This is a genomic window from Mixta tenebrionis (assembly GCF_006517625.1).
Lineage (GTDB): Bacteria > Pseudomonadota > Gammaproteobacteria > Enterobacterales > Enterobacteriaceae > Mixta > Mixta tenebrionis.
Map to the genome: position 1 here is coordinate 46,154 of NZ_VHQI01000006.1, position 20,018 is coordinate 66,171.

Annotated in this window: 17 protein-coding genes and 1 tRNA gene; 14 read left to right on the forward strand and 4 right to left on the reverse strand. The window is 58.5% G+C overall.

All coding sequences use genetic code 11. The features are described from left to right. The first annotated feature begins 62 nt into the window (after nucleotides 1-62). The 5 genes from FKM52_RS11150 to dppA all read left to right on the forward strand — a co-directional run bounded on the left by FKM52_RS11150 (nucleotide 63) and on the right by dppA (nucleotide 4,980). Nucleotides 63-491 carry an organic hydroperoxide resistance protein gene (locus tag FKM52_RS11150; protein ID WP_141176256.1) on the forward strand — a complete coding sequence of 143 codons (429 nt, stop codon included), beginning with the start codon at nucleotides 63-65 and terminating at the stop codon, nucleotides 489-491. A gap of 275 nt (nucleotides 492-766) precedes the next feature. Further along, nucleotides 767-2,458, forward strand: a complete 1,692-nt coding sequence (gene eptB, locus FKM52_RS11155) for a kdo(2)-lipid A phosphoethanolamine 7''-transferase (RefSeq protein ID WP_141176257.1) — start codon at nucleotides 767-769, stop codon at nucleotides 2,456-2,458. Between the two features lie 102 nt (nucleotides 2,459-2,560). Continuing rightward, a tRNA-Pro gene (locus FKM52_RS11160) sits at nucleotides 2,561-2,637 on the forward strand. Between the two features lie 186 nt (nucleotides 2,638-2,823). Beyond that, nucleotides 2,824-3,240, forward strand: coding sequence for a hypothetical protein (locus FKM52_RS21705; RefSeq protein ID WP_181407927.1), 417 nt, complete (start codon nucleotides 2,824-2,826; stop codon nucleotides 3,238-3,240). 129 nt (nucleotides 3,241-3,369) lie between these two features. Next, nucleotides 3,370-4,980, forward strand: coding sequence for a dipeptide ABC transporter periplasmic-binding protein DppA (gene dppA / locus FKM52_RS11165; protein WP_141176258.1), 1,611 nt, complete (start codon nucleotides 3,370-3,372; stop codon nucleotides 4,978-4,980). Here dppA and FKM52_RS22105 read toward each other — a convergent pair. Continuing rightward, on the reverse strand, nucleotides 4,958-5,089 hold the full coding sequence (locus FKM52_RS22105; RefSeq protein WP_280115525.1) for a hypothetical protein: 132 nt from the start codon (nucleotides 5,087-5,089) through the stop codon (nucleotides 4,958-4,960). The genes dppA and FKM52_RS22105 overlap by 23 nt on opposite strands. Nucleotides 5,090-5,213: 124 nt before the next feature. Between FKM52_RS22105 and dppB the strand changes: the two genes are divergently transcribed. From dppB to FKM52_RS11190, 5 genes are all read left to right on the forward strand, one after another. Continuing rightward, entirely contained in the window at nucleotides 5,214-6,233 is a 1,020-nt protein-coding gene (gene dppB / locus FKM52_RS11170; RefSeq protein ID WP_141176259.1) for a dipeptide ABC transporter permease DppB, read from the forward strand. Nucleotides 6,234-6,244: 11 nt separating this feature from the next. Further along, complete coding sequence (dppC, locus tag FKM52_RS11175; protein WP_141176260.1) at nucleotides 6,245-7,147, forward strand: dipeptide ABC transporter permease DppC; 903 nt, start codon at nucleotides 6,245-6,247, stop codon at nucleotides 7,145-7,147. A gap of 12 nt (nucleotides 7,148-7,159) precedes the next feature. Further along, nucleotides 7,160-8,146 (forward strand): dipeptide ABC transporter ATP-binding protein, encoded by a 987-nt coding sequence (gene dppD, locus FKM52_RS11180; protein ID WP_141176261.1) that lies wholly within the window; start codon nucleotides 7,160-7,162, stop codon nucleotides 8,144-8,146. Further along, entirely contained in the window at nucleotides 8,136-9,140 is a 1,005-nt protein-coding gene (gene dppF / locus FKM52_RS11185) for a dipeptide ABC transporter ATP-binding subunit DppF (RefSeq protein WP_141176262.1), read from the forward strand. Before dppD ends, dppF begins: the two co-directional genes overlap by 11 nt. A gap of 497 nt (nucleotides 9,141-9,637) precedes the next feature. Further along, the gene (locus FKM52_RS11190) at nucleotides 9,638-10,516 is read left to right on the forward strand and encodes a methyl-accepting chemotaxis protein (protein WP_246085523.1); all 879 of its coding nucleotides are present in this window, start codon (nucleotides 9,638-9,640) and stop codon (nucleotides 10,514-10,516) included. 66 nt (nucleotides 10,517-10,582) lie between these two features. On the opposite strand, the gene bcsG is transcribed toward FKM52_RS11190, so the two are convergent. Genes bcsG through bcsE form a run of 3 tightly spaced genes read right to left on the reverse strand, consistent with a single transcriptional unit; the run spans nucleotide 10,583 to nucleotide 13,982 of the window. Then, the gene (gene bcsG, locus FKM52_RS11195) at nucleotides 10,583-12,244 is read right to left on the reverse strand and encodes a cellulose biosynthesis protein BcsG (RefSeq protein WP_141176264.1); all 1,662 of its coding nucleotides are present in this window, start codon (nucleotides 12,242-12,244) and stop codon (nucleotides 10,583-10,585) included. Further along, nucleotides 12,244-12,432 (reverse strand): cellulose biosynthesis protein BcsF, encoded by a 189-nt coding sequence (gene bcsF / locus FKM52_RS11200; protein WP_141176265.1) that lies wholly within the window; start codon nucleotides 12,430-12,432, stop codon nucleotides 12,244-12,246. Before bcsF ends, bcsG begins: the two co-directional genes overlap by 1 nt. Continuing rightward, the gene (gene bcsE / locus FKM52_RS11205; protein ID WP_141176266.1) at nucleotides 12,429-13,982 is read right to left on the reverse strand and encodes a cellulose biosynthesis protein BcsE; all 1,554 of its coding nucleotides are present in this window, start codon (nucleotides 13,980-13,982) and stop codon (nucleotides 12,429-12,431) included. Before bcsE ends, bcsF begins: the two co-directional genes overlap by 4 nt. Nucleotides 13,983-14,154: 172 nt before the next feature. Here bcsE and bcsR point away from each other — a divergent pair, with 172 nt between their 5' ends. The 4 genes from bcsR to bcsB are packed head-to-tail and all read left to right on the forward strand — an operon-like array spanning nucleotide 14,155 to nucleotide 20,006. Next, nucleotides 14,155-14,364, forward strand: coding sequence for a cellulose biosynthesis protein BcsR (bcsR, locus tag FKM52_RS11210; protein ID WP_141176267.1), 210 nt, complete (start codon nucleotides 14,155-14,157; stop codon nucleotides 14,362-14,364). Next, nucleotides 14,352-15,083: a cellulose biosynthesis protein BcsQ gene (gene bcsQ / locus FKM52_RS11215; protein ID WP_141176268.1), complete on the forward strand. Its 732-nt coding sequence runs from the start codon at nucleotides 14,352-14,354 to the stop codon at nucleotides 15,081-15,083. Before bcsR ends, bcsQ begins: the two co-directional genes overlap by 13 nt. Then, complete coding sequence (bcsA, locus tag FKM52_RS11220) at nucleotides 15,080-17,686, forward strand: UDP-forming cellulose synthase catalytic subunit (protein WP_141176269.1); 2,607 nt, start codon at nucleotides 15,080-15,082, stop codon at nucleotides 17,684-17,686. Before bcsQ ends, bcsA begins: the two co-directional genes overlap by 4 nt. A gap of 19 nt (nucleotides 17,687-17,705) precedes the next feature. Further along, nucleotides 17,706-20,006 carry a cellulose biosynthesis cyclic di-GMP-binding regulatory protein BcsB gene (gene bcsB / locus FKM52_RS11225; RefSeq protein WP_141176270.1) on the forward strand — a complete coding sequence of 767 codons (2,301 nt, stop codon included), beginning with the start codon at nucleotides 17,706-17,708 and terminating at the stop codon, nucleotides 20,004-20,006. Nucleotides 20,007-20,018 lie beyond the last annotated feature (12 nt).

Genomic DNA, 20,018 nt, shown 5'->3' on the forward strand with positions numbered 1-20,018 from the left:
GTGCCGGGTCTATTAAATAGTCCGCGATTTAATCGTGAACATACAACAGGAAGGGGTTTACCATGTCATTAGAAAAAGTTATTTATCGTGCGAAGGCTAAAGCTACCGGTGGTCGTGATGGCCGCGCCACCTCTTCTGACGGCGTGCTGGATGTTAAGCTCGGCGTGCCGAAAGAGATGGGCGGAGCCGGCGGTGAAGCGACCAACCCGGAGCAGCTGTTTGCCGCTGGCTACTCCGCCTGCTTCCTGGGGGCGATGAAGTTCGTTGCCGCTCGCGATAAAATCACCATGCCGAAAGAAGCGTTTATTGAAGGTGAAGTGGGTATTGGACCGCTGCCGACCGGTTTCGGTATTGAAGCCACGCTAAACATTAATCTGCCGGGCATGGATCGCGCAGAAGCGCAGAAGCTGGTGGATGCCGCGCATATCGTGTGTCCTTACTCTAACGCCACCCGCAACAATATCGACGTTACCCTGAATATCATCAGCTAATTCTCCAGGCGGGCGCCGGCTCTGCGCGTCCGCCGCGGCTTTCTTTTCATGTGACAAACTGCGCATTTTCTCGTCACGATGGCAAAATTTCGCCGATCGTACCGGGCCATTGTGGTTAACTGGCCGCGCTTTACCGGAAAAGGCTCCTTTTCCGCTCAGCATCCGCTGGTTCATCCTGCCGTGAAAATATTGCCTTCCCTGCAAGAACTCTGGCGCAGCCGGGCGGTCTGATTATCGTTTGTGAAATATGTTGCGCCGGGAATAAAGAAGGTTGAATGAATTACATTAAATCGCTTACCCAGCAAAAGCTCTCTCTTTTGCTGTCGCTCTACATCGGCATTTTGCTGAACCTGCCCGTTTTTTATCGTCGGTTCGATCCTTTTCTTAGCCAATCCACTTTTTCTAACTGGCTGTCTGCGGCGGCGGAAGTGGTGGCGATAGTTCTGCTCACCTTCTTCCTGATGCGCCTGCTGTCGCTGGGCGGCAAGCTGGCGTACCGCATTCTCGCCACGCTGCTGGTGCTGATTTCGGTCGCCGCCGCCTACTATATGACCTTTTTTAACGTGGTGATTGGCTACGGTATCGTCGCCTCGGTGATGACCACCGATATCGATCTCTCTAAAGAGGTGGTGGGTTATCAGTTTGCGTTGTGGATGGTGCTGCTCAGCGCGCTGCCGCTGCTGATGATCTGGCGCAACCGCCTGCGTATGACGCTGATCGAGCAGCTGAGAACGCCGGGCCAGCGCCTGCAGCCGATGGCGATTATGCTGCTGGCGGTGGCGCTGGTCTGGCTGCCGATCCGCTATTTTGACAAGCTGCAAAAAGCCAATGAGGAAATTACCAATATCGATCTGCCCAGCTACGGCGGGGTAGTGGCGCACTCCTATCTGCCCTCTAACTGGCTGTCGGCGCTGGGGCTGTTTACCTGGACGCATATTGATGAGGCGGTAGACGGCGAAGAACTGCTCGACCCGGCGAAGCAGTTTACCTACATCGCGCCGGCGGATATCGATGATACTTACGTGGTGTTCGTCATTGGCGAAACCACCCGCTGGGATCATATGGGGCTGCTGGGCTACCAGCGTGACACGACGCCGAAGCTCTCTCATGAAAAGAATCTGGTGGCGTTCCGCGGCGAATCCTGCGATACCGCCACTAAGCTTTCGCTGCGCTGTATGTTTGTGCGCGAGGGCGGCACTATGGATAACCCAGGGCGTACGCTGAAGGAAGAGAACATCTTTTCCGTACTGAAATCGCTTGGCTTCAGCTCCGAGCTGTTCGCCATGCAGAGCGAAGTCTGGTTTTACGATAACAGCCATGCGGATAACTTCGTCTTCCGCGAGCAGATCGGCTCTGAGCAGCGTAATCAGGGCAAGCCGGTTGACGATATGCTGCTGATCCCGGAGCTCAGGGCGTCGCTCGATCGTCACCCGAACGGTAAGCATCTGGTGGTGCTGCATACCAAAGGTTCGCACTATCTCTATTCCCAGCGCTATCCGCGCAGCTATGCGCGCTATACCCCGGAATGCATGGGCGTTGATGAGAAGTGCAGCAAGGCGCAGCTGATTAACGCTTTCGATAACTCCGTGCTTTACACCGACAGCGTGCTGGACAGCGTTTATGACCAGCTGCGCGATAAAAAAGCGATCGTGTTCTACGCGGCGGATCATGGTGAATCGATCAGCGACAACATGCACCTGCACGGCACGCCGCGCGATATGGCGCCGCCGGAGCAGTTCCGCGTGCCGATGATCGTCTGGGCTTCCGACAGCTGGCTGGCGGAGAGCAACCATCGTCAGGCGTTTGAGCGCCTGCAGGCGCAGCAGCGCGTCGGGAAAACCCATCGCCACGTTGAGCTGTTCGATACTATTCTCGGCTGTCTCGGCTACAGCTCGCCGGACGGCGGCATCAGGGCGGAGAATAACTGGTGTCAGGCGCCGGGCGCTGAAACGGCGGGAAAAAGCTGACGTCGATACGCCGGCGGCGTGAATGCTTTTCAGCCAGTTAAGGCATATGGCGTGAAAAAGTCATTGACGCCTGGCGGCGACCTGAGTAAGATGCGCCCCCATCGGCGAGTAGCGCAGCCTGGTAGCGCAACACGTTCGGGACGTGTGGGTCGGAGGTTCAAATCCTCTCTCGCCGACCAAATCCCCAACCCCAGTCAGCAATGACTGGGGTTTTTGCTTTTTGCGCGCCGGTTATTTTCCCGCAGCTCGCCTTTGCGCCGGCCCTAAGTCCTGCTTGCGTCATAGCCAACGGTTATTCTCTTTTGGGCAGTCATAACCTTTGCTTTTAGCGTGCCCGGCGCAGCAAAGGCGGTTAAGCGTTATTATTGGCAGTCGCCGCGCCGCAGGCCGCGTCTTGTCTGTTCTGTCCGCTTATTTTGCAGCGCGTCCGTATCACTTTTCTTTCTCTGCATCGTCCCGGGCCGCCGCGCCTCGCCGCAGCATTTTTAGCTGCCTTCCCGCCGGAACGGCCGCTCAATCGTTCAGTTATTCAGCATCCAACGATAAAATTTAAAGCTTTTTTTACCGCGGAACGCACTGAGCGGCGCGCTTTTTACCCGATCTTTATGCGGGCAACTGGCAAAATGCTGAATTTTTCATCTGGCTTTGTTAGCGGATGGTTTTTTTTATGTTTGCTTGCTGTTTCTCACACTCTGTGTAAATACCTCACATCCGTATTGACGTCTTTGCGATCTGTTGACAAATTGATGTTTCACCGGGGGAAGGGAAGCGGATTCTTCTGATAGATTTCGCGCTGTCGAGCCGTCAATGCCGCCACTTCACTCCAGACGCCTTCGGGCATTCGCACCGGCCGCACAAAAAAAACACAGGTCGGGCATACGCGCAAACACACATCACATTGGAGCATAAGCATGAGTATTTCCTTGGTTAAATCAGGGGTGCTAAAGGTTGGCCTGAGCCTGATTGCAATGACCGTGGCCGCCAGCGTTCAGGCTAAAACTCTGGTTTACTGTTCAGAAGGATCGCCGGAAGGCTTTAACCCGCAGCTGTTTACCTCCGGCACTACCTATGACGCCAGCTCGCGCCAGGTCTATAACCGTCTGGTGGAGTTCACTATCGGCACCACCGAGCTGCATCCGGCGCTGGCTGAGAAGTGGGAGGTCAGCGAAGATGGCAAAACCTATACCTTCCATTTGCGCAAAGGGGTGAAGTGGCACACCACCAAAGATTTCAAACCCACGCGCGATTTTAATGCCGATGATGTGGTGTTTACCTTCGAGCGCCAGCTCGATAAAAACAACAAATACCACGGCGTTTCCGGCGGCAATTACGAATACTTCGAAGGCATGGATATGCCAAACCTGCTGGCGAAAGTAGAGAAGGTGGATGACTACACCGTGCGCTTTACTCTGACGCGCCCGGAAGCGCCGTTCCTTGCCGATTTGGGGATGGATTTCGCCTCTATCCTGTCCGCAGAATATGCTGACAAAATGCTGAAAGCGGGTACGCCGGAAAAAGTTGACCTCAACCCGGTCGGCACCGGCCCGTTCCAGCTGCTGCAGTATCAGAAGGATTCGCGCATCCTTTATAAAGCTAACGCCGATTACTGGGGTACTAAACCGAAAATCGATCGGCTGGTCTTCTCCATTACGCCGGACGCCTCGGTGCGTTACGCCAAGCTGCAAAAAGGCGAGTGCCAGGTGATGCCCTATCCGAACCCGGCGGATATCGCCCGCATGAAGCAGGATAAAAACATCAATCTGATGGAGCAGCCCGGTCTGAACGTCGGCTATCTCTCCTACAACGTCGAGAAAAAACCGCTGGATAACCTCAAGGTTCGCCAGGCGCTGACCGTGGCGGTAAACAAAAAGGCGATTATCGACGCTGTCTATCAGGGCGCGGGCCAGCCGGCGAAAAACCTGATTCCGCCCACCATGTGGGGCTATAACGATGCGGTGCAGGATTACGCTTACGATCCGGAAAAAGCTAAAGCGCTGCTGAAAGAGGCGGGCATGGCCGATGGTTTCTCTATCGATCTCTGGGCGATGCCGGTACAGCGTCCTTACAACCCGAACGCGCGCCGCATGGCGGAGATGATTCAGGCTGACTGGGCGAAAATCGGCGTGAAGGCGAAAATCGTTACCTATGAGTGGGGCGAATACCTCAAGCGCGCCAAAGATGGCGAGCATCAGACGGTGATGATGGGCTGGACCGGCGATAACGGGGATCCGGATAACTTCTTCGGCACGCTGTTCAGCTGCGCCGCGGCAAAAGATGGTTCCAACTATTCGCGCTGGTGCGACAAGTCGTTTGAGGAACTGATTCAGCCGGCACGCGCCACCGAAGACCACCAGAAACGTATCGAGCTTTACAAACAGGCTCAGGTAGTGATGCACGACCAGGCGCCCGCGCTGATCATTGCCCACTCCACGGTATATGAGCCGGTCAGCAAGAAAGTTTCTAACTACGTGGTGGATCCGTTGGGCGGTCACTATTTCGTTAACGTCGATATCGCTGAATAATCAACAGGGCCAGCTTCGCCTGGCCTGATATCCCTGAGCCGTCGTCGTCCATATTCATTATGGGCAGCGACGGCCCGACGGCGATAGCTGTGGGCTGAAGTAGCTTCATCCCCTTTCCCGGACGAAAAAATGGCTAAGGCGCAATACACCGCGTCGCGGTTGGCTTCACGCCAACGCAGGCATGTGAGCAAAACCCGCCCGGCGCGGCGGGATAAAAACAGAGAAACCGGATTATGCTGCAGTTCATATTCCGACGTTTGGGGTTGGTTATCCCAACGTTTATCGGTATTACCCTTTTAACCTTCGCTTTCGTGCATCTGATCCCCGGCGATCCGGTGCTGATCATGGCGGGCGAACGCGGGATCTCCCCGGAACGCCACGCGCAGCTGATGGCCCAGCTTGGTCTGGATCAGCCGATGTGGAAACAGTACCTCACCTACATTAATGGCGTGCTGCATGGCGATCTCGGCATCTCGCTGAAGAGCCGCACGCCGGTATGGGATGAATTTGTCCCGCGCTTTAAAGCCACGCTGGAGCTGGGCTTCTGCGCCATGCTGTTTGCGATGATTGTCGGTATCCCGGTTGGCGTGCTGGCGGCGGTAAAGCGCGGCTCGGTTTTCGACCATACCGCAGTCGGCATCTCGCTGACCGGCTACTCCATGCCCATCTTCTGGTGGGGCATCATGCTGATTATGCTGGTTTCGGTGCAGCTTAACCTGACGCCGGTTTCCGGGCGTCTGGGCGATGCGGTTTTTCTGGATGATACGCAACCGCTGACCGGCTTTGTGCTGATCGATACCTTAATCTGGGGCGAAGCGGGCGATTTTCAGGATGCAGTAATGCATATGATCCTGCCTGCGATTGTGCTGGGCACCATTCCGCTGGCGGTAATTGTGCGTATGACGCGCTCCTCGATGCTGGAAGTGCTGGGCGAGGATTATATTCGTACCGCGCGCGCCAAGGGGCTGACGCGGATGCGCGTGATCGTGGTTCACGCGCTGCGCAACGCCATGCTGCCGGTAGTCACCGTTATCGGCCTGCAAATCGGTACGCTGCTGGCCGGGGCGATCCTTACCGAAACTATCTTCTCGTGGCCCGGCCTGGGGCGCTGGCTGATTGAAGCGCTACAGCGGCGCGATTATCCGGTGGTGCAGGGCGGCGTGCTGATGGTGGCGACGCTCATCATCCTGGTCAACCTGCTGGTTGATCTGCTCTACGGCGTGGTGAATCCGCGCATTCGACATAAAAAATAGGGGGCCGCGACATGTCTGTGGTTGATTCCGGCAGCGTAAACGCTGCACCCAAGCCGATGACCCCGTTACAGGAATTCTGGCACTACTTTAAACGCAACAAGGGCGCGGTGATCGGCCTGGTTTATATCATCATTATGGTGCTGATTGCGATCTTCGCCGGCCTGCTGGCGCCGCACGGCCCGGCGGAACAGTTCCGCGATGCGCTGCTGCGCCCGCCCGTCTGGCAGGAGGGCGGCAGCTGGCAATATCTTCTCGGCACCGACGACGTGGGCCGCGACGTGCTGTCGCGCCTGATGTACGGCGCGCGCCTGTCGCTGCTGGTGGGCTGCATGGTGGTGCTGCTGTCGCTGATCCTTGGGGTGATTTTAGGACTGCTGGCGGGCTATATCGGCGGCGCGCTGGATGCCGCCATTATGCGTCTGGTCGATATTATGCTGGCGCTGCCGAGCCTGCTGCTGGCGCTGGTGCTGGTAGCGATTTTCGGCCCGTCGATCGTCAACGCTTCGCTGGCGCTGACCTTTGTAGCGCTGCCGCACTATATCCGCCTGACGCGGGCGGCGGTGCTGGTGGAGGTTCACCACGACTACGTGACCGCCTCCAGCGTGGCGGGCGCAGGGGCGCTGCGTCAGATGTTCGTCAATATTCTGCCGAACTGCCTCGCGCCGCTGATTGTGCAGGCGTCGCTCGGCTTCTCCAACGCTATCCTGGATATGGCCGCGCTGGGCTTTCTTGGCATGGGCGCGCAGCCGCCGACGCCGGAGTGGGGCACCATGCTCTCCGACGTGCTGCAGTATGCGCAAAGCGCCTGGTGGGTGGTCACCTTCCCAGGCGTAGTGATCCTGTTGACGGTACTGGCGTTTAACCTGATGGGCGATGGCTTGCGTGATGCGCTCGACCCGAAACTCAAGCAGTAAAGAGGCACCGAGATGGCGTTATTAAATATAGAAAAACTGTCGGTGCATTTCGGCGATGAAAAAGCACCGTTCCGCGCGGTTGACCGCATCAGTTATCAGGTAGAGCAGGGGCAGGTGGTCGGCATCGTTGGCGAATCCGGCTCCGGCAAATCGGTCAGCTCGCTGGCGATTATGGGGCTGATTGATTATCCAGGCCGCGTCATGGCGGACAAGCTGGAGTTTAACCAGCGCGACCTGAAGCGCATCTCCGAAAAAGAGCGGCGCCAGCTGGTAGGCTCGGAAGTGGCGATGATTTTCCAGGACCCGATGACCAGCCTGAATCCCTGCTACACCGTCGGCTACCAGATTATGGAAGCGATTAAAGTGCATCAGGGCGGCAACCGCCGTACCCGACGCCAGCGCGCTATCGATCTGCTGAATCAGGTCGGGATTCCCGATGCGGAATCGCGGCTGGATGTTTATCCGCACCAGCTATCCGGCGGCATGAGCCAGCGCGTGATGATTGCGATGGCGATCGCCTGCCGTCCGCGCCTGCTGATTGCCGACGAGCCGACTACCGCGCTCGACGTGACGATTCAGGCGCAGATTATCGAACTGCTGCTGGCGCTGCAAAAGCAGGAGAATATGGCGCTGATCCTGATTACGCACGATCTGGCGCTGGTGGCGGAGGCCGCGCAGCACATTATCGTGATGTATGCCGGGCAGGTGGTGGAAACCGGCAGGGCGAGCGATATCTTTAAAGCGCCGCGCCATCCTTACACCCAGGCGCTGCTGCGCGCGCTGCCGGAGTTCGCGGCGGATAAGGCGCGGCTGGCCTCGCTGCCGGGCGTGGTGCCGGGCAAATACGATCGCCCCGGCGGCTGTCTGCTTAACCCGCGCTGCCCTTACGCCACCGATCGCTGTCGTGTGGAAGAACCTGAACTGCGTGATATTCCGGGGCGTCAGTCCAAATGTCACTATCCGCTGGATGATGCCGGGAGACCAACCTATGCGTCCTGAAACTCAACAACAGCCCTACCTGCTTCAGGCCGTCGACCTGAAAAAACATTATCCGGTGAAAAAAGGGATGTTCGGCCAGCCGCGGCTGGTGAAGGCGCTGGACGGCGTCTCGTTTAACCTGGAGCGCGGCAAAACCCTGGCGGTAGTCGGCGAATCGGGCTGCGGTAAATCAACGCTTGGCCGCCTGTTAACGATGATTGAAACGCCGACGGAAGGGCAGCTGTTCTGGCAGGGCCAGGATTTGCTGCGGCACGATCCCCAGGCGCAAAAGCTGCGGCGGCAAAAAATTCAGATTGTGTTCCAGAATCCCTACGGCTCGCTGAATCCGCGAAAAAAGGTCAGCCAGATCCTGGAAGAGCCGCTGTTGATTAACACCTCGCTCAGTAAGGCGGAGCGGCGGGAAAAAACGCTGGAGATGATGGCGAAGGTCGGGCTGAAAACCGAGCATTACGATCGCTATCCGCATATGTTTTCCGGCGGCCAGCGCCAGCGTATCGCCATCGCGCGCGGGCTGATGCTCGATCCCGACGTGCTGATCGCCGATGAACCGGTGTCGGCGCTTGACGTTTCGGTACGCGCGCAGGTGCTGAACCTGATGATGGATTTACAGCAGGAGATGGGGCTCTCCTACGTCTTTATCTCGCACGATCTTTCGGTAGTGGAGCATATCGCCGATGAGGTGATGGTGATGTACCTGGGCCGCTGCGTGGAGAAGGGCAGCAAAGAGGCAATCTTCGCTAATCCGCGCCATCCTTACACCCAGGCGCTGCTGTCCGCCACGCCGCGCCTCAACCCGGATGACCGGCGCGAGCGCATCAAGCTGACCGGCGAGCTGCCCAGCCCGCTTAATCCGCCGCCGGGCTGCGCCTTTAACGCGCGTTGCCGGCGTCGTTTCGGCACCTGCGTCCAGCTACAGCCGCAGCTTAAATATCATGGCGCGCAGCAGATCGCCTGTTTCGCCGTCGATCGGGACGAACAGCAGCAGGCCGGCTAAAAAGCAAACGTCATCGCATTGATTTCATGGTGCGATGACGTGCTGTTATTACCTTCTCCGCACTCTTTTCCGTAAATATTTTATTACCCGCGCCAATAGCCCTGCTTATTAAATGGTTAATTTCATTACCCGTTGCCAGAAAAGGTTTAAAGAATCAAGCCTGGCGCTTTATCACTTTTCGCTACGGGTGAATAAATATATTCTTGTTGTTTAATGAATTAAGTACACTTGGGTGGCGAAGCGCGAACTTTTTCAGGAAAACGGCGATCTATTCGTCCTGGCCTGGCGTATTAGCCAAATGAAAAATGCTATAGTAAATAAGCGAATGTAAAATGGATAATACTTTTAGTTTATTTCAATTTAAAAAGAAAAAACAGCCGGAGCCCGTAACTGTAGCACAGTAAAGCGTTGTAGTTCAAAAGGATACGATTTACGAACGAATTATCTGTCAGAATCTGCTTTCCGGTATGGGCAGTATAGAAATTATTCGAAATTCCTTGCTTAATTCCAGTGAACAGCTGAAAAAAGAGCAGGAAATTATTGAGGCGCTGAATGAAAAGAATCTTTATGCGCGTAATGCCATTCAGGCATTAATGAATCAGGTTAGCCAGTTTGAAGAGCGGGCGCAAAATGAAAATGCGGTAAGCCAGGATTTACAGCTGGCCGTTGGCGAAATAAACGATTGCGTCAATGATATCGATCGGCTGGCGAACCAAACTAATCTGCTGGCAATCAATTCCGCGATTGAAGCGGCCAGGGTCGGCACCCAGGGGCGCGGCTTTTCGGTACTGTCGCGTGAAGTAAAAACCCTGGCGGAAGAGGTCAAGCAGCAGTCGGGAAAAATAGAAACCTTAACCGGCAACATTCATCGTCTGGCCAGCCAGGTGTGCGAAAATGCGGCGGGCGTTATGGCCGCGCTCGCCACCATCAAAAGAGACGTGACGCTGGCCTGCGAGGCGCTGGAAGAAGTGATTACCCGCTCAACGCGCATGCAGGCGATCATCCGCTTTATCTCTCGTCAGCAGTTTCTTAATACCGTCAAGCTCGATCACATTATCTGGAAGCAGCAGGTATATACCCTGCTGTTCAATCAGGATAAGCGTTCCAGCGTCAACGGCCATCAGGAGTGTCGTCTGGGCAAGTGGTATTACGGCGGCGAAGGGCGAGCGCTGTTTAGCGATAACACCCATTTTCGTCAGCTTGAGCAGCCGCATGCCAGCGTGCATAACAGCGGGCGGGCGGCGCTGGCGGCTTTCGCCAAAGGTGATGTCAAAGCGCTGTCGGACGCGCTGGCGCATATGGAGCAGGCCAGCGATCGGGTGATCATCATCCTCGATCGGCTGATTGAATGTATTACGCCGCAACAGATTGCCTGATGGCGCCGGAAAGCCGGGCATAAAAAAGCCCGCCTGCGCGGGCCTCATGATTCATCATCGCGCGGCTTACTGCGGGTAGGGCACCCAGTCGCCGCCGTTCAGGCGAATCCAGGGTTTCCCCTGATACATCACCACCACCGCATTATCGTTTTCCGACACCACCGGCGTTTGCGGCAGGTTTTCGGTCAGCACCGACATGTTGACGTTCGGCGCGTTAAACACCTGTCCATCCACCACGCGCGCCAGCAGCTCGGACAGCGCCAGCAGGCTGGTCGGCGTCCCGACGCTCAGCGGCTGGTCCTGATGCGGCGCCTTCATGCCGACAAAGCGGATGCCCACCGGCACATGGGTAATGCCGGGGCTGGGAATATCGCGCAGGCCGGACATTTGCATCTTATCGCCCACCACCGCCGCGCCATGCTCCGGCACCACCATCACCATTACCCGCCGTCCCGATTTTTCCAGCTTAGTCAGGAAAGCGTCGAGCTGATCGAACAGCACCTGCGCGCGCGGCTTCCAGGGCGCGGTGCTGGTGGAACCCAGCTCGCGCGTGCCGTCATGCAGCGGGATCAGGTTATAGAAGGTGGCGGTGCGCGCCTCGCTGCTTTTGGTGCGCTCGTCCAGCCAGCGCTGCATCAGCTGCGCATCGTTAAATACCGGCGAGCCGTCAAACGAGGTCAGCTCCGGCGCAATGCCTGCCTGCGACATCAGCGGCGCCTGCAGATCGCCCTCTTCGCGCAGCTCTTTCAGGTAGTTACCGAACACGCCGGTATGGTCCATCATCAGCTGTTCTTTAAAACCCAGCTGCGCCAGATTATCAAACAGATAGCACTGCTGCTGCGTCGGCTTATAGAGATCGCTGTGCGATGCCTGACCGCAGCTGGCGCGCAACAGGCGAATCCCCGCCGGGCCGCTGTAGCCGGTCGCGGAATTGTAGTTGTTAAGCAGAATATCAAAGTGCTGCCACAGCGGATGATCGCGCAGCTGCGCCGCATCGATATCTGACCAGGCAAGCGAGCAGATATTGATAATCAAAATATCGAACGGCTGAGAATCGGGCGATAACGACGCGGGAAAATGGGTGACGCGCTGCTTCTCCGTCTGGTAAAAGCGGTTCAGATAAGCGGTCAGGTTAGCGCTGGTGGGCGGCGCGGATTCGTCCAGCGCGCCGTTATCCGCCGCGGCGTTGCCGACGGACGGTTTGCTGTTCAGCACCACTTCCGGCGTGGCGGCCCGCGACGGCAGCAGCGAAATCGAGGGGCCGGCGATATTAATCACGTTTATCCAGATCAGCAGCAGCGTAACCAGCACGGTGATACGCACCCACTGCGAGATAAACAGATAGAGCACCAGCATGACAAAGGCGACGCCCACCATCTGCCAGTTTATGAACCGGTTAAAAAGATCGAGCAGGTAGGCGCCGGAAAAGCCCGCCACCTGTCCGCCCTGGCTGAGAATGCTCTGCGGGCCGGGCAGCCAGGTATCGTGCCAGAACAGGCCAATAGCGATCGGCAGCGAAATCCAGTGGCGCAGGCGATGCAGGCGCACTGAAGGCAACGGCAGCAGCAGCCAGGCAAGAAAAACCAGGTTCGCCAGCGCGTGGAAGTTAAGATAGCCGAACCACAGCAGGGCGAACTTAATCAGAAAATAGAAGTTCCAGCCGCCCAGTCCGCGCCAGCTGCGCCAGAAAGCCGCGGTGGCCGGCTGCGTCTTTTTACCGTCAGTCATTATTTTTCTTTATCCGTCTTGGTAGAGCGGCGTTGCCAGGCGCCTTCATATTTTAACGAGCGGGGCGGCAGCAGCCGCTGCGTCAGGCCGCGCCAGCGGGCAGGCAGCCAGCGGGTGTAGAGCGGTTTCGTCAACAAGGCGATCAGCAGCAGCAGAATCAGGATCTGCACTCCATCCATTAAGGTCATTCGTGCGGCGTCCCGGTTGGTTGAATGCTGAGCGTTACCGGCTGCGGCGTCTGGCGCAGCGTCGCCGCAGGCGCCGGCGCGACGCTGGCTGGCGCGACGTTAAGCTTCGGCGGCATATCTTTCCACGCTTCCGGCGCCAGCGCCTTCAGCTGTCTGACTTCGGAAAGGATTTGCAGATCCTCGAACCACACCAGCCGGTTGGAGAACAGCTCGTCGTGCGGCAGGCGGAAGATAAACTTCAGCGCGGTATCAAGATCGTTATAACGGCACGAAGAGAGAAACAGATAGAGACGATCGCCCAGCAGCGTCACCAGATCGCCGTAGCGTCGCGGTTTACAGAGCGTCAGCGCCTGCTCCGGCTTTAGCCCCGGCACCGGTCGCAGCGCCACCAGCAACCCTTTGCCGTTTTCCGGCAGCAGCGTATTGTCCACCAGCTGCGTCACCGCCTGGCAAAAGCGCTCCAGCGGTAAGAAGCCGCGTAGCTGTAGGGGCTGAAGCGAAAATAGCAGCGCCTCCAGGTTGACGGGTACGTGGCGGTTATAGCGCTGGCCCTGCAGGCTCTCCAGCGTGGTCAAAAAGCGCGACATCGGCGCGCCGAACGGCACGATAGCGTTAACGCCGCAGGCCAGCAGCAAACGCTCATCGCTGTAGCGCAGGCTGGTTTGCATCTCGCGGATAACGATTTTCAGCCCGGCGCCGCGCGACAGCCGCAGGCTGTGTACCTGCTGCGCCAGGGCGCGGATCTGTTCGTTATGGCTCAGCGAGAAGATCACCGTGGCGGAATCGGCCTGCTGAGCGCGCGAGGCGACCAGCTCATTGCTGTCAAACAGCTGCCAGTAGCTGGAGAGCGGCGGCGCGCCTTCCAGCACCTGCTTTTCCGCAATGCAGACCGCTTCGTCATTGAGCGTCAGCGGCGTGTTCTGCTCCTTTTCATGGATAGCGGCAAAACCCGTCTGCCGACAGGAGAGACGCAGTGCGCGATCCGCCATCAAACGATGATGATGGCACCACCAGCTAACGCGATAATTCCAGCTGTCCGGTTGATATTCCAGATGCGCCAGGCCATTTAGCTGACGAAAAGTATTAAGTAATGACTGACGTAAATTATTTACCCCTGAACCAGAAGTAATAATTAACAGGCAGCAATTACGTACGGAAAGTGTGTGATTAATTTTTTTTAGCCAGATAATTAATTCCGCAGGTGATAGTTTTTCAATGAAAGAAAAATCATTAAAAAATAAAATCAGCCGTGGCTTTGCTGAAAGGATTCGCGCTAAATCTTCCGGTAAATCCAATAACGCCCGGCGTTTTTCCGCCAGCGAATAGCATGGAATACGATCTGGCCCGTGCGCAAGAACCGGTTCCAGCAGCGACTGCGGCTTTTCGCCGGCGCTAATTAACGTGAGCGCGCTTTGCGCCGCTATAACCTGCCGCGCCAGCCTGCGCGCGTCCTCAGGCCGGTTAACGGTAAGCCAATAGCAGCCGGGCGGCTGCATATCGATTAATTCATTCTGAACCTGCTCAATACCGAGCGTAAAAGAGATTGCCATAGAAGTTTCGCAAATTGGTTCAACCGAAGCTATTTTATTATAGACAGCGATTTATTTCGCCTGGATAATTTTAATGAATATAATAAAAAAACGGGCCGCAGGTATCGCCTGTACTTTTACCGCAGGTCTCAAAAATTAACGCTGGTCGGCGTCCTCTTTGATGGCAAGATAAATGAAGCAACCGCAAGAAATTTCTGCAATAAACGCGAATACCGCAATGCCGGATGATATCAGTACGCTCGGTGAGGTATTTTCTTTTTCTGCATTTCGCTATGTCGATATTGCACGCGAAGAGAGGCTGACGGCGATTCTGGCTCGCTGGCCGTTACTGCATGAGCTCTCTACAGCGCAGCAGGAACAGGAAAACCTATGCCGGTTTTAGCGCTACAGGGCGTGCGCGGCGGCACTGGCGCCACCTCGATTACCGCGGCGCTGGCCTGGGCTTTGCAGCAGCTGGGCGAAACGGCGATCGCTATGGACTGGTCGCCGGCGAATCAGCTGCGCCTGCATTTTAATACGCCGCAGCGCGAGACGCGCGGCTGGGTACGCGCGGCGCTGGACGGCGAAGCGGCGTCACAGGCGGCGCTGCGCTATCCGGACGGCCCCGATTTCATTCCCTTCGGCCAGCTTAGCGGCGAGGAGCGCAGGCGCTTTTATTCCGATCCCGCGCCCTTCGTTACGCCCTGGCTGCAGCACCTGGCGGCGCTGAGAAGCCAGTACCGCTGGGTATTGCTCGATCTTCCCGGCGATGAGCAGCCCTGGCTGCAGCCGGTGTATGCGCAGGTCGATCGCCTGATTCAGCTGCTGACGGCGGACGGCAACTGCCATATGCGGCTGCACCAGTCCGGCGCTGCCGTGCCGCCGCTTTATCTGCTTAATCTGTTTAACGCCAACAGCAAGGTTCAGCAGGATCTGCACCAGCTGTGGATCGGCACCCTGCGTAACCTGATTCCGCTGCTGATTCATCGCGACGAGGCGCTGTCGGAAGCGCTGCTGAACAAGCAGCCGGTGGGCGAGTATCGCCCGCACGCGCTGGCCAGCGAAGAGATCGTCACCCTGGCGAACTGGCTGATTATGCATACCGGCGGGGAGGCAGCATGAATCCGTTACGCTGGCTGATCGCCGCGCCGGCCTGGCGAATGCTGAGCGCGCGCTACGACGGCTATCGCCTGGCGGGCGCCTCCGCGCTGGCGGCGGGCATTCACTGCTGCTGGCTGGCGCTGGGCTGGGCGCTGCTGCGCTTTGAGGCGCCGGGCTGGCAGCGTATTATCGCCCGCCGCCGCACGCTCTGGCCGCATATCTCGCCGGAACGCCCGCGCCCGCTCGATATCCTGCGTTTTCTCACGCAGAGCCTCTGGCTGCTGCTGTTGCTGCCGCAGGACGGCAGCGCCCGCAGCCAGCGCAAAAGGTTCAACGCCTTTCATCGTCTGTTCAGCTGGCGTCAGCAGGCGCTTCTCTGGCTCGATCGCCTGCCGCAGCGCATTCAGCAGGGGGAGCGGCTGGAAGAGCGGCTTAACCGCCTGGCGCCCGGCCTGCGCCGGCTGCTGTTTATCGGCGGCAGCCTGGTCGCCGCTGCGCTGGCGCTGCTCTGTATTTCGCAGCCGTTCGATCTCTTCACGCAGTTTATTTTCGTGCTGATGCTCTGGGGACTGGCGCTGGTGGTACGGCGCGTGCCGGGGCGGCTGGCGACCATGATGCTGATCGTACTGTCGCTAACCGTCTCCTGTCGTTACCTGTGGTGGCGCTATACCTCGACGCTCAACTGGGACGATCCGGTGAGCCTGACCTTCGGCCTGCTGCTGATCGCGGCGGAAACCTACGCCTGGGTGGTGCTGGTGCTGGGCTATTTTCAGACGCTGTGGCCGCTGCATCGCCAGCCGGTCTCGCTGCCGGACGACACGCGCCTCTGGCCCAGCGTCGATCTGCTGGTGCCGACCTATAACGAGCCGATGAGCGTGGTTAAGCCGACCATCTACGCCGCGCTGGGCATCGACTGGCCGAAAGATAAGCTCACTATTTACATCCTCGACGACGGCAACCGCGCGGAGTTCCGCGAATTCGCCGCCAGCGTCGGCGTGAAATATGTGGCGCGCCCGACCCATGAACATGCGAAGGCGGGCAATATCAATAACGCGCTGCGCACCGAGTGTAACAGCGAGTTCGTCACTATTTTCGACTGCGACCATGTGCCGACGCGCTCTTTCCTGCAGATGACGCTGGGCTGGTTTGTGAAGGATAACCAGCTGGCGATGCTGCAAACGCCGCACCACTTCTTCTCGCCCGATCCCTTTGAGCGCAACCTCGGCCGTTTCCGCCGCACGCCGAATGAGGGTACGCTGTTTTACGGCCTGGTGCAGGACGGCAACGATACCTGGGACGCCACCTTTTTCTGCGGCTCCTGCGCGGTGCTGCGCCGTAGCGCGCTGGATGAGATTGGCGGTATCGCGGTCGAGACGGTAACGGAAGATGCGCACACCTCGCTGCGCCTGCACCGGCGCGGCCATACTTCGGCCTATATCCGCATCCCGCAGGCGGCGGGACTGGCGACGGAGAGCCTGTCGGCGCATATTGGCCAGCGTATCCGCTGGGCGCGCGGCATGGTACAGATTTTCCGTCTCGATAATCCGCTGCTGGGGCGCGGCCTGAAGCTGGTGCAGCGCCTCTGCTACGCCAACGCCATGCTGCACTTTCTCTCCGGCATTCCGCGTTTGATCTTCCTGCTGGCGCCGCTCGCCTTCCTGCTGTTCCACGCCTATATCATCTTCGCGCCGGCGCTGGCGATCGCCATTTACGTGCTGCCGCATATGCTGCACACCAGCCTGACCAACTCGCGTATTCAGGGGCGCTATCGTCACTCTTTCTGGAGCGAAGTGTATGAAACAGTGCTCGCCTGGTATATCGCCCGCCCAACGACGGTGGCGCTGTTTAATCCGCATAAGGGCAAATTTAACGTCACGGCGAAAGGCGGCCTGGTAGAGGAACAGCATCTCGACTGGGTGATCACCAAACCCTATATGATTCTGGTGCTGCTTAACCTGGCGGGCGTCGCCATGGCGGGCTGGCGCATCTTTTATGGCCCGCAAAATGAAGTATTAACGGTGCTGGTGAGCCTGCTGTGGGTGTTCTACAACATGATTATCCTCGGCGGCGCGGTGGCGGTTTCGGTCGAGGCGCGCCAGATCCGCGAGGCGCATCGCGTGGAGATGGCGATGCCCGCCGCCATCGCCCGTAACGATGGTCATATGCTGCCCTGCACGCTGCGCGACTATTCGGACGGCGGCGTCGGCGTCGAGCTGCGCGAGCCGGATGCGCTTGGCGACGGCGAAGCGATTCACCTGCTGCTGCGGCGCGGCCAGCAGGAGTTTAGCTTTCCCGCCACGGTGCAGCGCGTCTTCGGGCGTCGGGCCGGTATCCGCCTGAGCCAGCTCACCACGGAACAGCATATCGATTTTATTCAGTGCACCTTTGCGCGCGCCGACACTTGGGCGCTGTGGCAGGACGGTTTCCCGGAAGACAAACCGGTGCAGAGCCTGACCGACATTATGATTCTGGGCTTTAAGGGCTATATCCGGCTGGCGGAGTATGGGCCGGCCCGCCTGCGCCGCCTGTTCCGAATGCTGACCGCCTTCCTCTGCTGGCTGGCGTCGTTTTTTCCCCAAGGCGTGGGAAGCGCGCCGGCAGGCATTGCCGGTGTAAAACCGTGACTTAACTGATGATGCGACAATGACGAGAAAAATAAGCTGGTTTACCGCCGTGCTGATGGGCCTGACGCCGCTGGCCTATGGCGCTCCTGAATCTAACCCGGCCCCGGCCCCGGCGTCGGCCGGCATGGCGCAGCCAGCCGAGGCGCCGGCGGGCAGCGCCGCGCCGGTCGATCCGGCAGCGCCGGTGCGCAGCAGCGCGCTGCTGTTCAGCAACGTCGCGCCTGCGCCAGGCAGCTTTAAGCTGCAGGGGACGCGTCCGGACGGGCAGATTGAGTTCGGCGTGCGCAGCGATGAGCTGGTCACCCAGGCGGTGCTGCATCTCAGCTATCGGCCTTCGCCCGCGCTGCTGCCGACGCTGTCGCATGTGAAAGTCTATCTGAATGACGAGCTGGTGGGGCTGGTGACTATCACGCCGGAGCAGCTGGGCAAAGAGAGCCAGACGACGCTAGCCATCGATCCGCGCTTTATCGGCGATTTTAACCGCGTGCGCTTTGAGCTGGTAGGCCACTACACCAACATCTGTGAAAATCCGGCCAGCAGCGCCATCTGGGTGGATATCGGTAAAGCGAGCCGCCTCGATCTCACTTTGCAGAAGCTGCCGCTGAAAAACGATCTCGCCGATTTCCCGGAGCCGTTTTTCGACAGTCGCGATAACCGTCCGCTCCAGCTGCCGATGGTGTTTGCCGCCGCGCCGGATCGGGCGCAGCAGCACGCTGCGGCGCTGCTGGCCTCCTGGTTCGGCGTGCAGGCGCAGTGGCGCGGCCAGTCGTTTCCGGTGCTCTATAATCAGCTGCCGCAACAGCAGCATGCGGTGGTGTTCGCCACCAATGCGCAGCGGCCCGACTTCCTGAAAGATTACCCGCCGGTGGATAAGCCTACCGTGGAGCTTATCAGCCAGCCCGACAATCCTTATCAGAAAATGCTGCTGGTGCTGGGCCGCAACGATGCCGATCTGCTGACGGCGGCGACAGGCATCGCCCAGGGCGAGCTGCTGCTGCGCGGTCAGTCCGCTACCGTTGAGGCGGTAAAAGCGCTGGCGCCGCGCCAGCCTTATGATGCGCCTAACTGGGTGCGCACCGACCGCGCCACCAGGTTTTCCGAGCTGCAACAGTATGAAAATCAGCTGCAGGGCGATGGTATTCAGCCCTGGCCGGTCAGCCTGACGCTGAATCTGCCGCCGGATCTCTTTCTGGTACGTGCGCGCGGTATCAATATGGATATCGCCTATCGTTATACCTCGCCGCGGCAAAACGACGGCTCGCGGCTGGCGATCCATCTAAACAATCAGTTTATGCAGGACTATCCGCTGCAGGTCAAAAGCGACAGCGGCAAGCAGCTGCTGCATATTCCGCTGATTCAGGGTTTGCAGGATAACAGCGCCTCGCTGACCATTCCGGCGCTGCGGCTGGGCGTGGTAAACCAGCTGCGCTTCGATTTTGACTACGCCTCGACCGTTATCGGCGGCAGCAGCGAAACGCGCTGTGAAACGGTGACGCCGGTGACCAATCATGTGGTAGTGGACGGCGACTCCACCATCGATTTTTCCGGCTATCGCCACTATATCGAAATGCCGTCGCTGCGCGCTTTCGCCAACGCGGGCTTCCCCTTCAGCCGGCTGGCCGATCTGTCGCAAACCCTGGTGCTGGTCAACGCGCAGCCGCGAGCCGACCAGGTCAGCGCGCTGCTGAACGCGCTGGGTAATATCGGCGCGCAGACCGGCTTCCCGGCGCTTAACGTGCAGATCACCGACGACTGGTCAAAAGCTAAATCAACCGATGCCGATTTGCTGATGATCGGCGCGATTCCCGCCGATCTGCGTGAAGACAGCCGCATTAACCTGCTGGTGGATGCGGCAAAGAGCTGGGTGAAAATGCCGGTGCGCCAGGCGCCGCTGGATAATATGAGCGCGCCCGCCGGCGATCGCGCCGTCGCCAGCCAGACCACCATTGTCTCTGACGGGCCGATGGCGGCGATTGTCGGCTTTCAGTCGCCGTTTCACCAGCAGCGCAGCGTGGTAGCGCTGCTGGCGGATAGCCCTCGTGCTTATCAGCTGCTCAATAACGCGCTGCTCGATAGCGGCAAGCGCGCCGCCATCTACGGTTCCGCCGCGATTATTCGTGAGTCGGGCGTTAACAGCCTGCGCGTCGGGGATACCTACTTTGTCGGCCATCTGCCGTGGTGGGAGCGGCTGTGGCATGCGCTGGCTACCCATCCGGCTCTGCTGGCGCTGTTCGCGGTGATCGTGGTGGTTATTGTGGCGATGATGGTCTGGCGCCTGATGCGTCTGGTTACCCGTCGTCGTCTTGGAGATGATGATTGAGGCGCCTGAGGT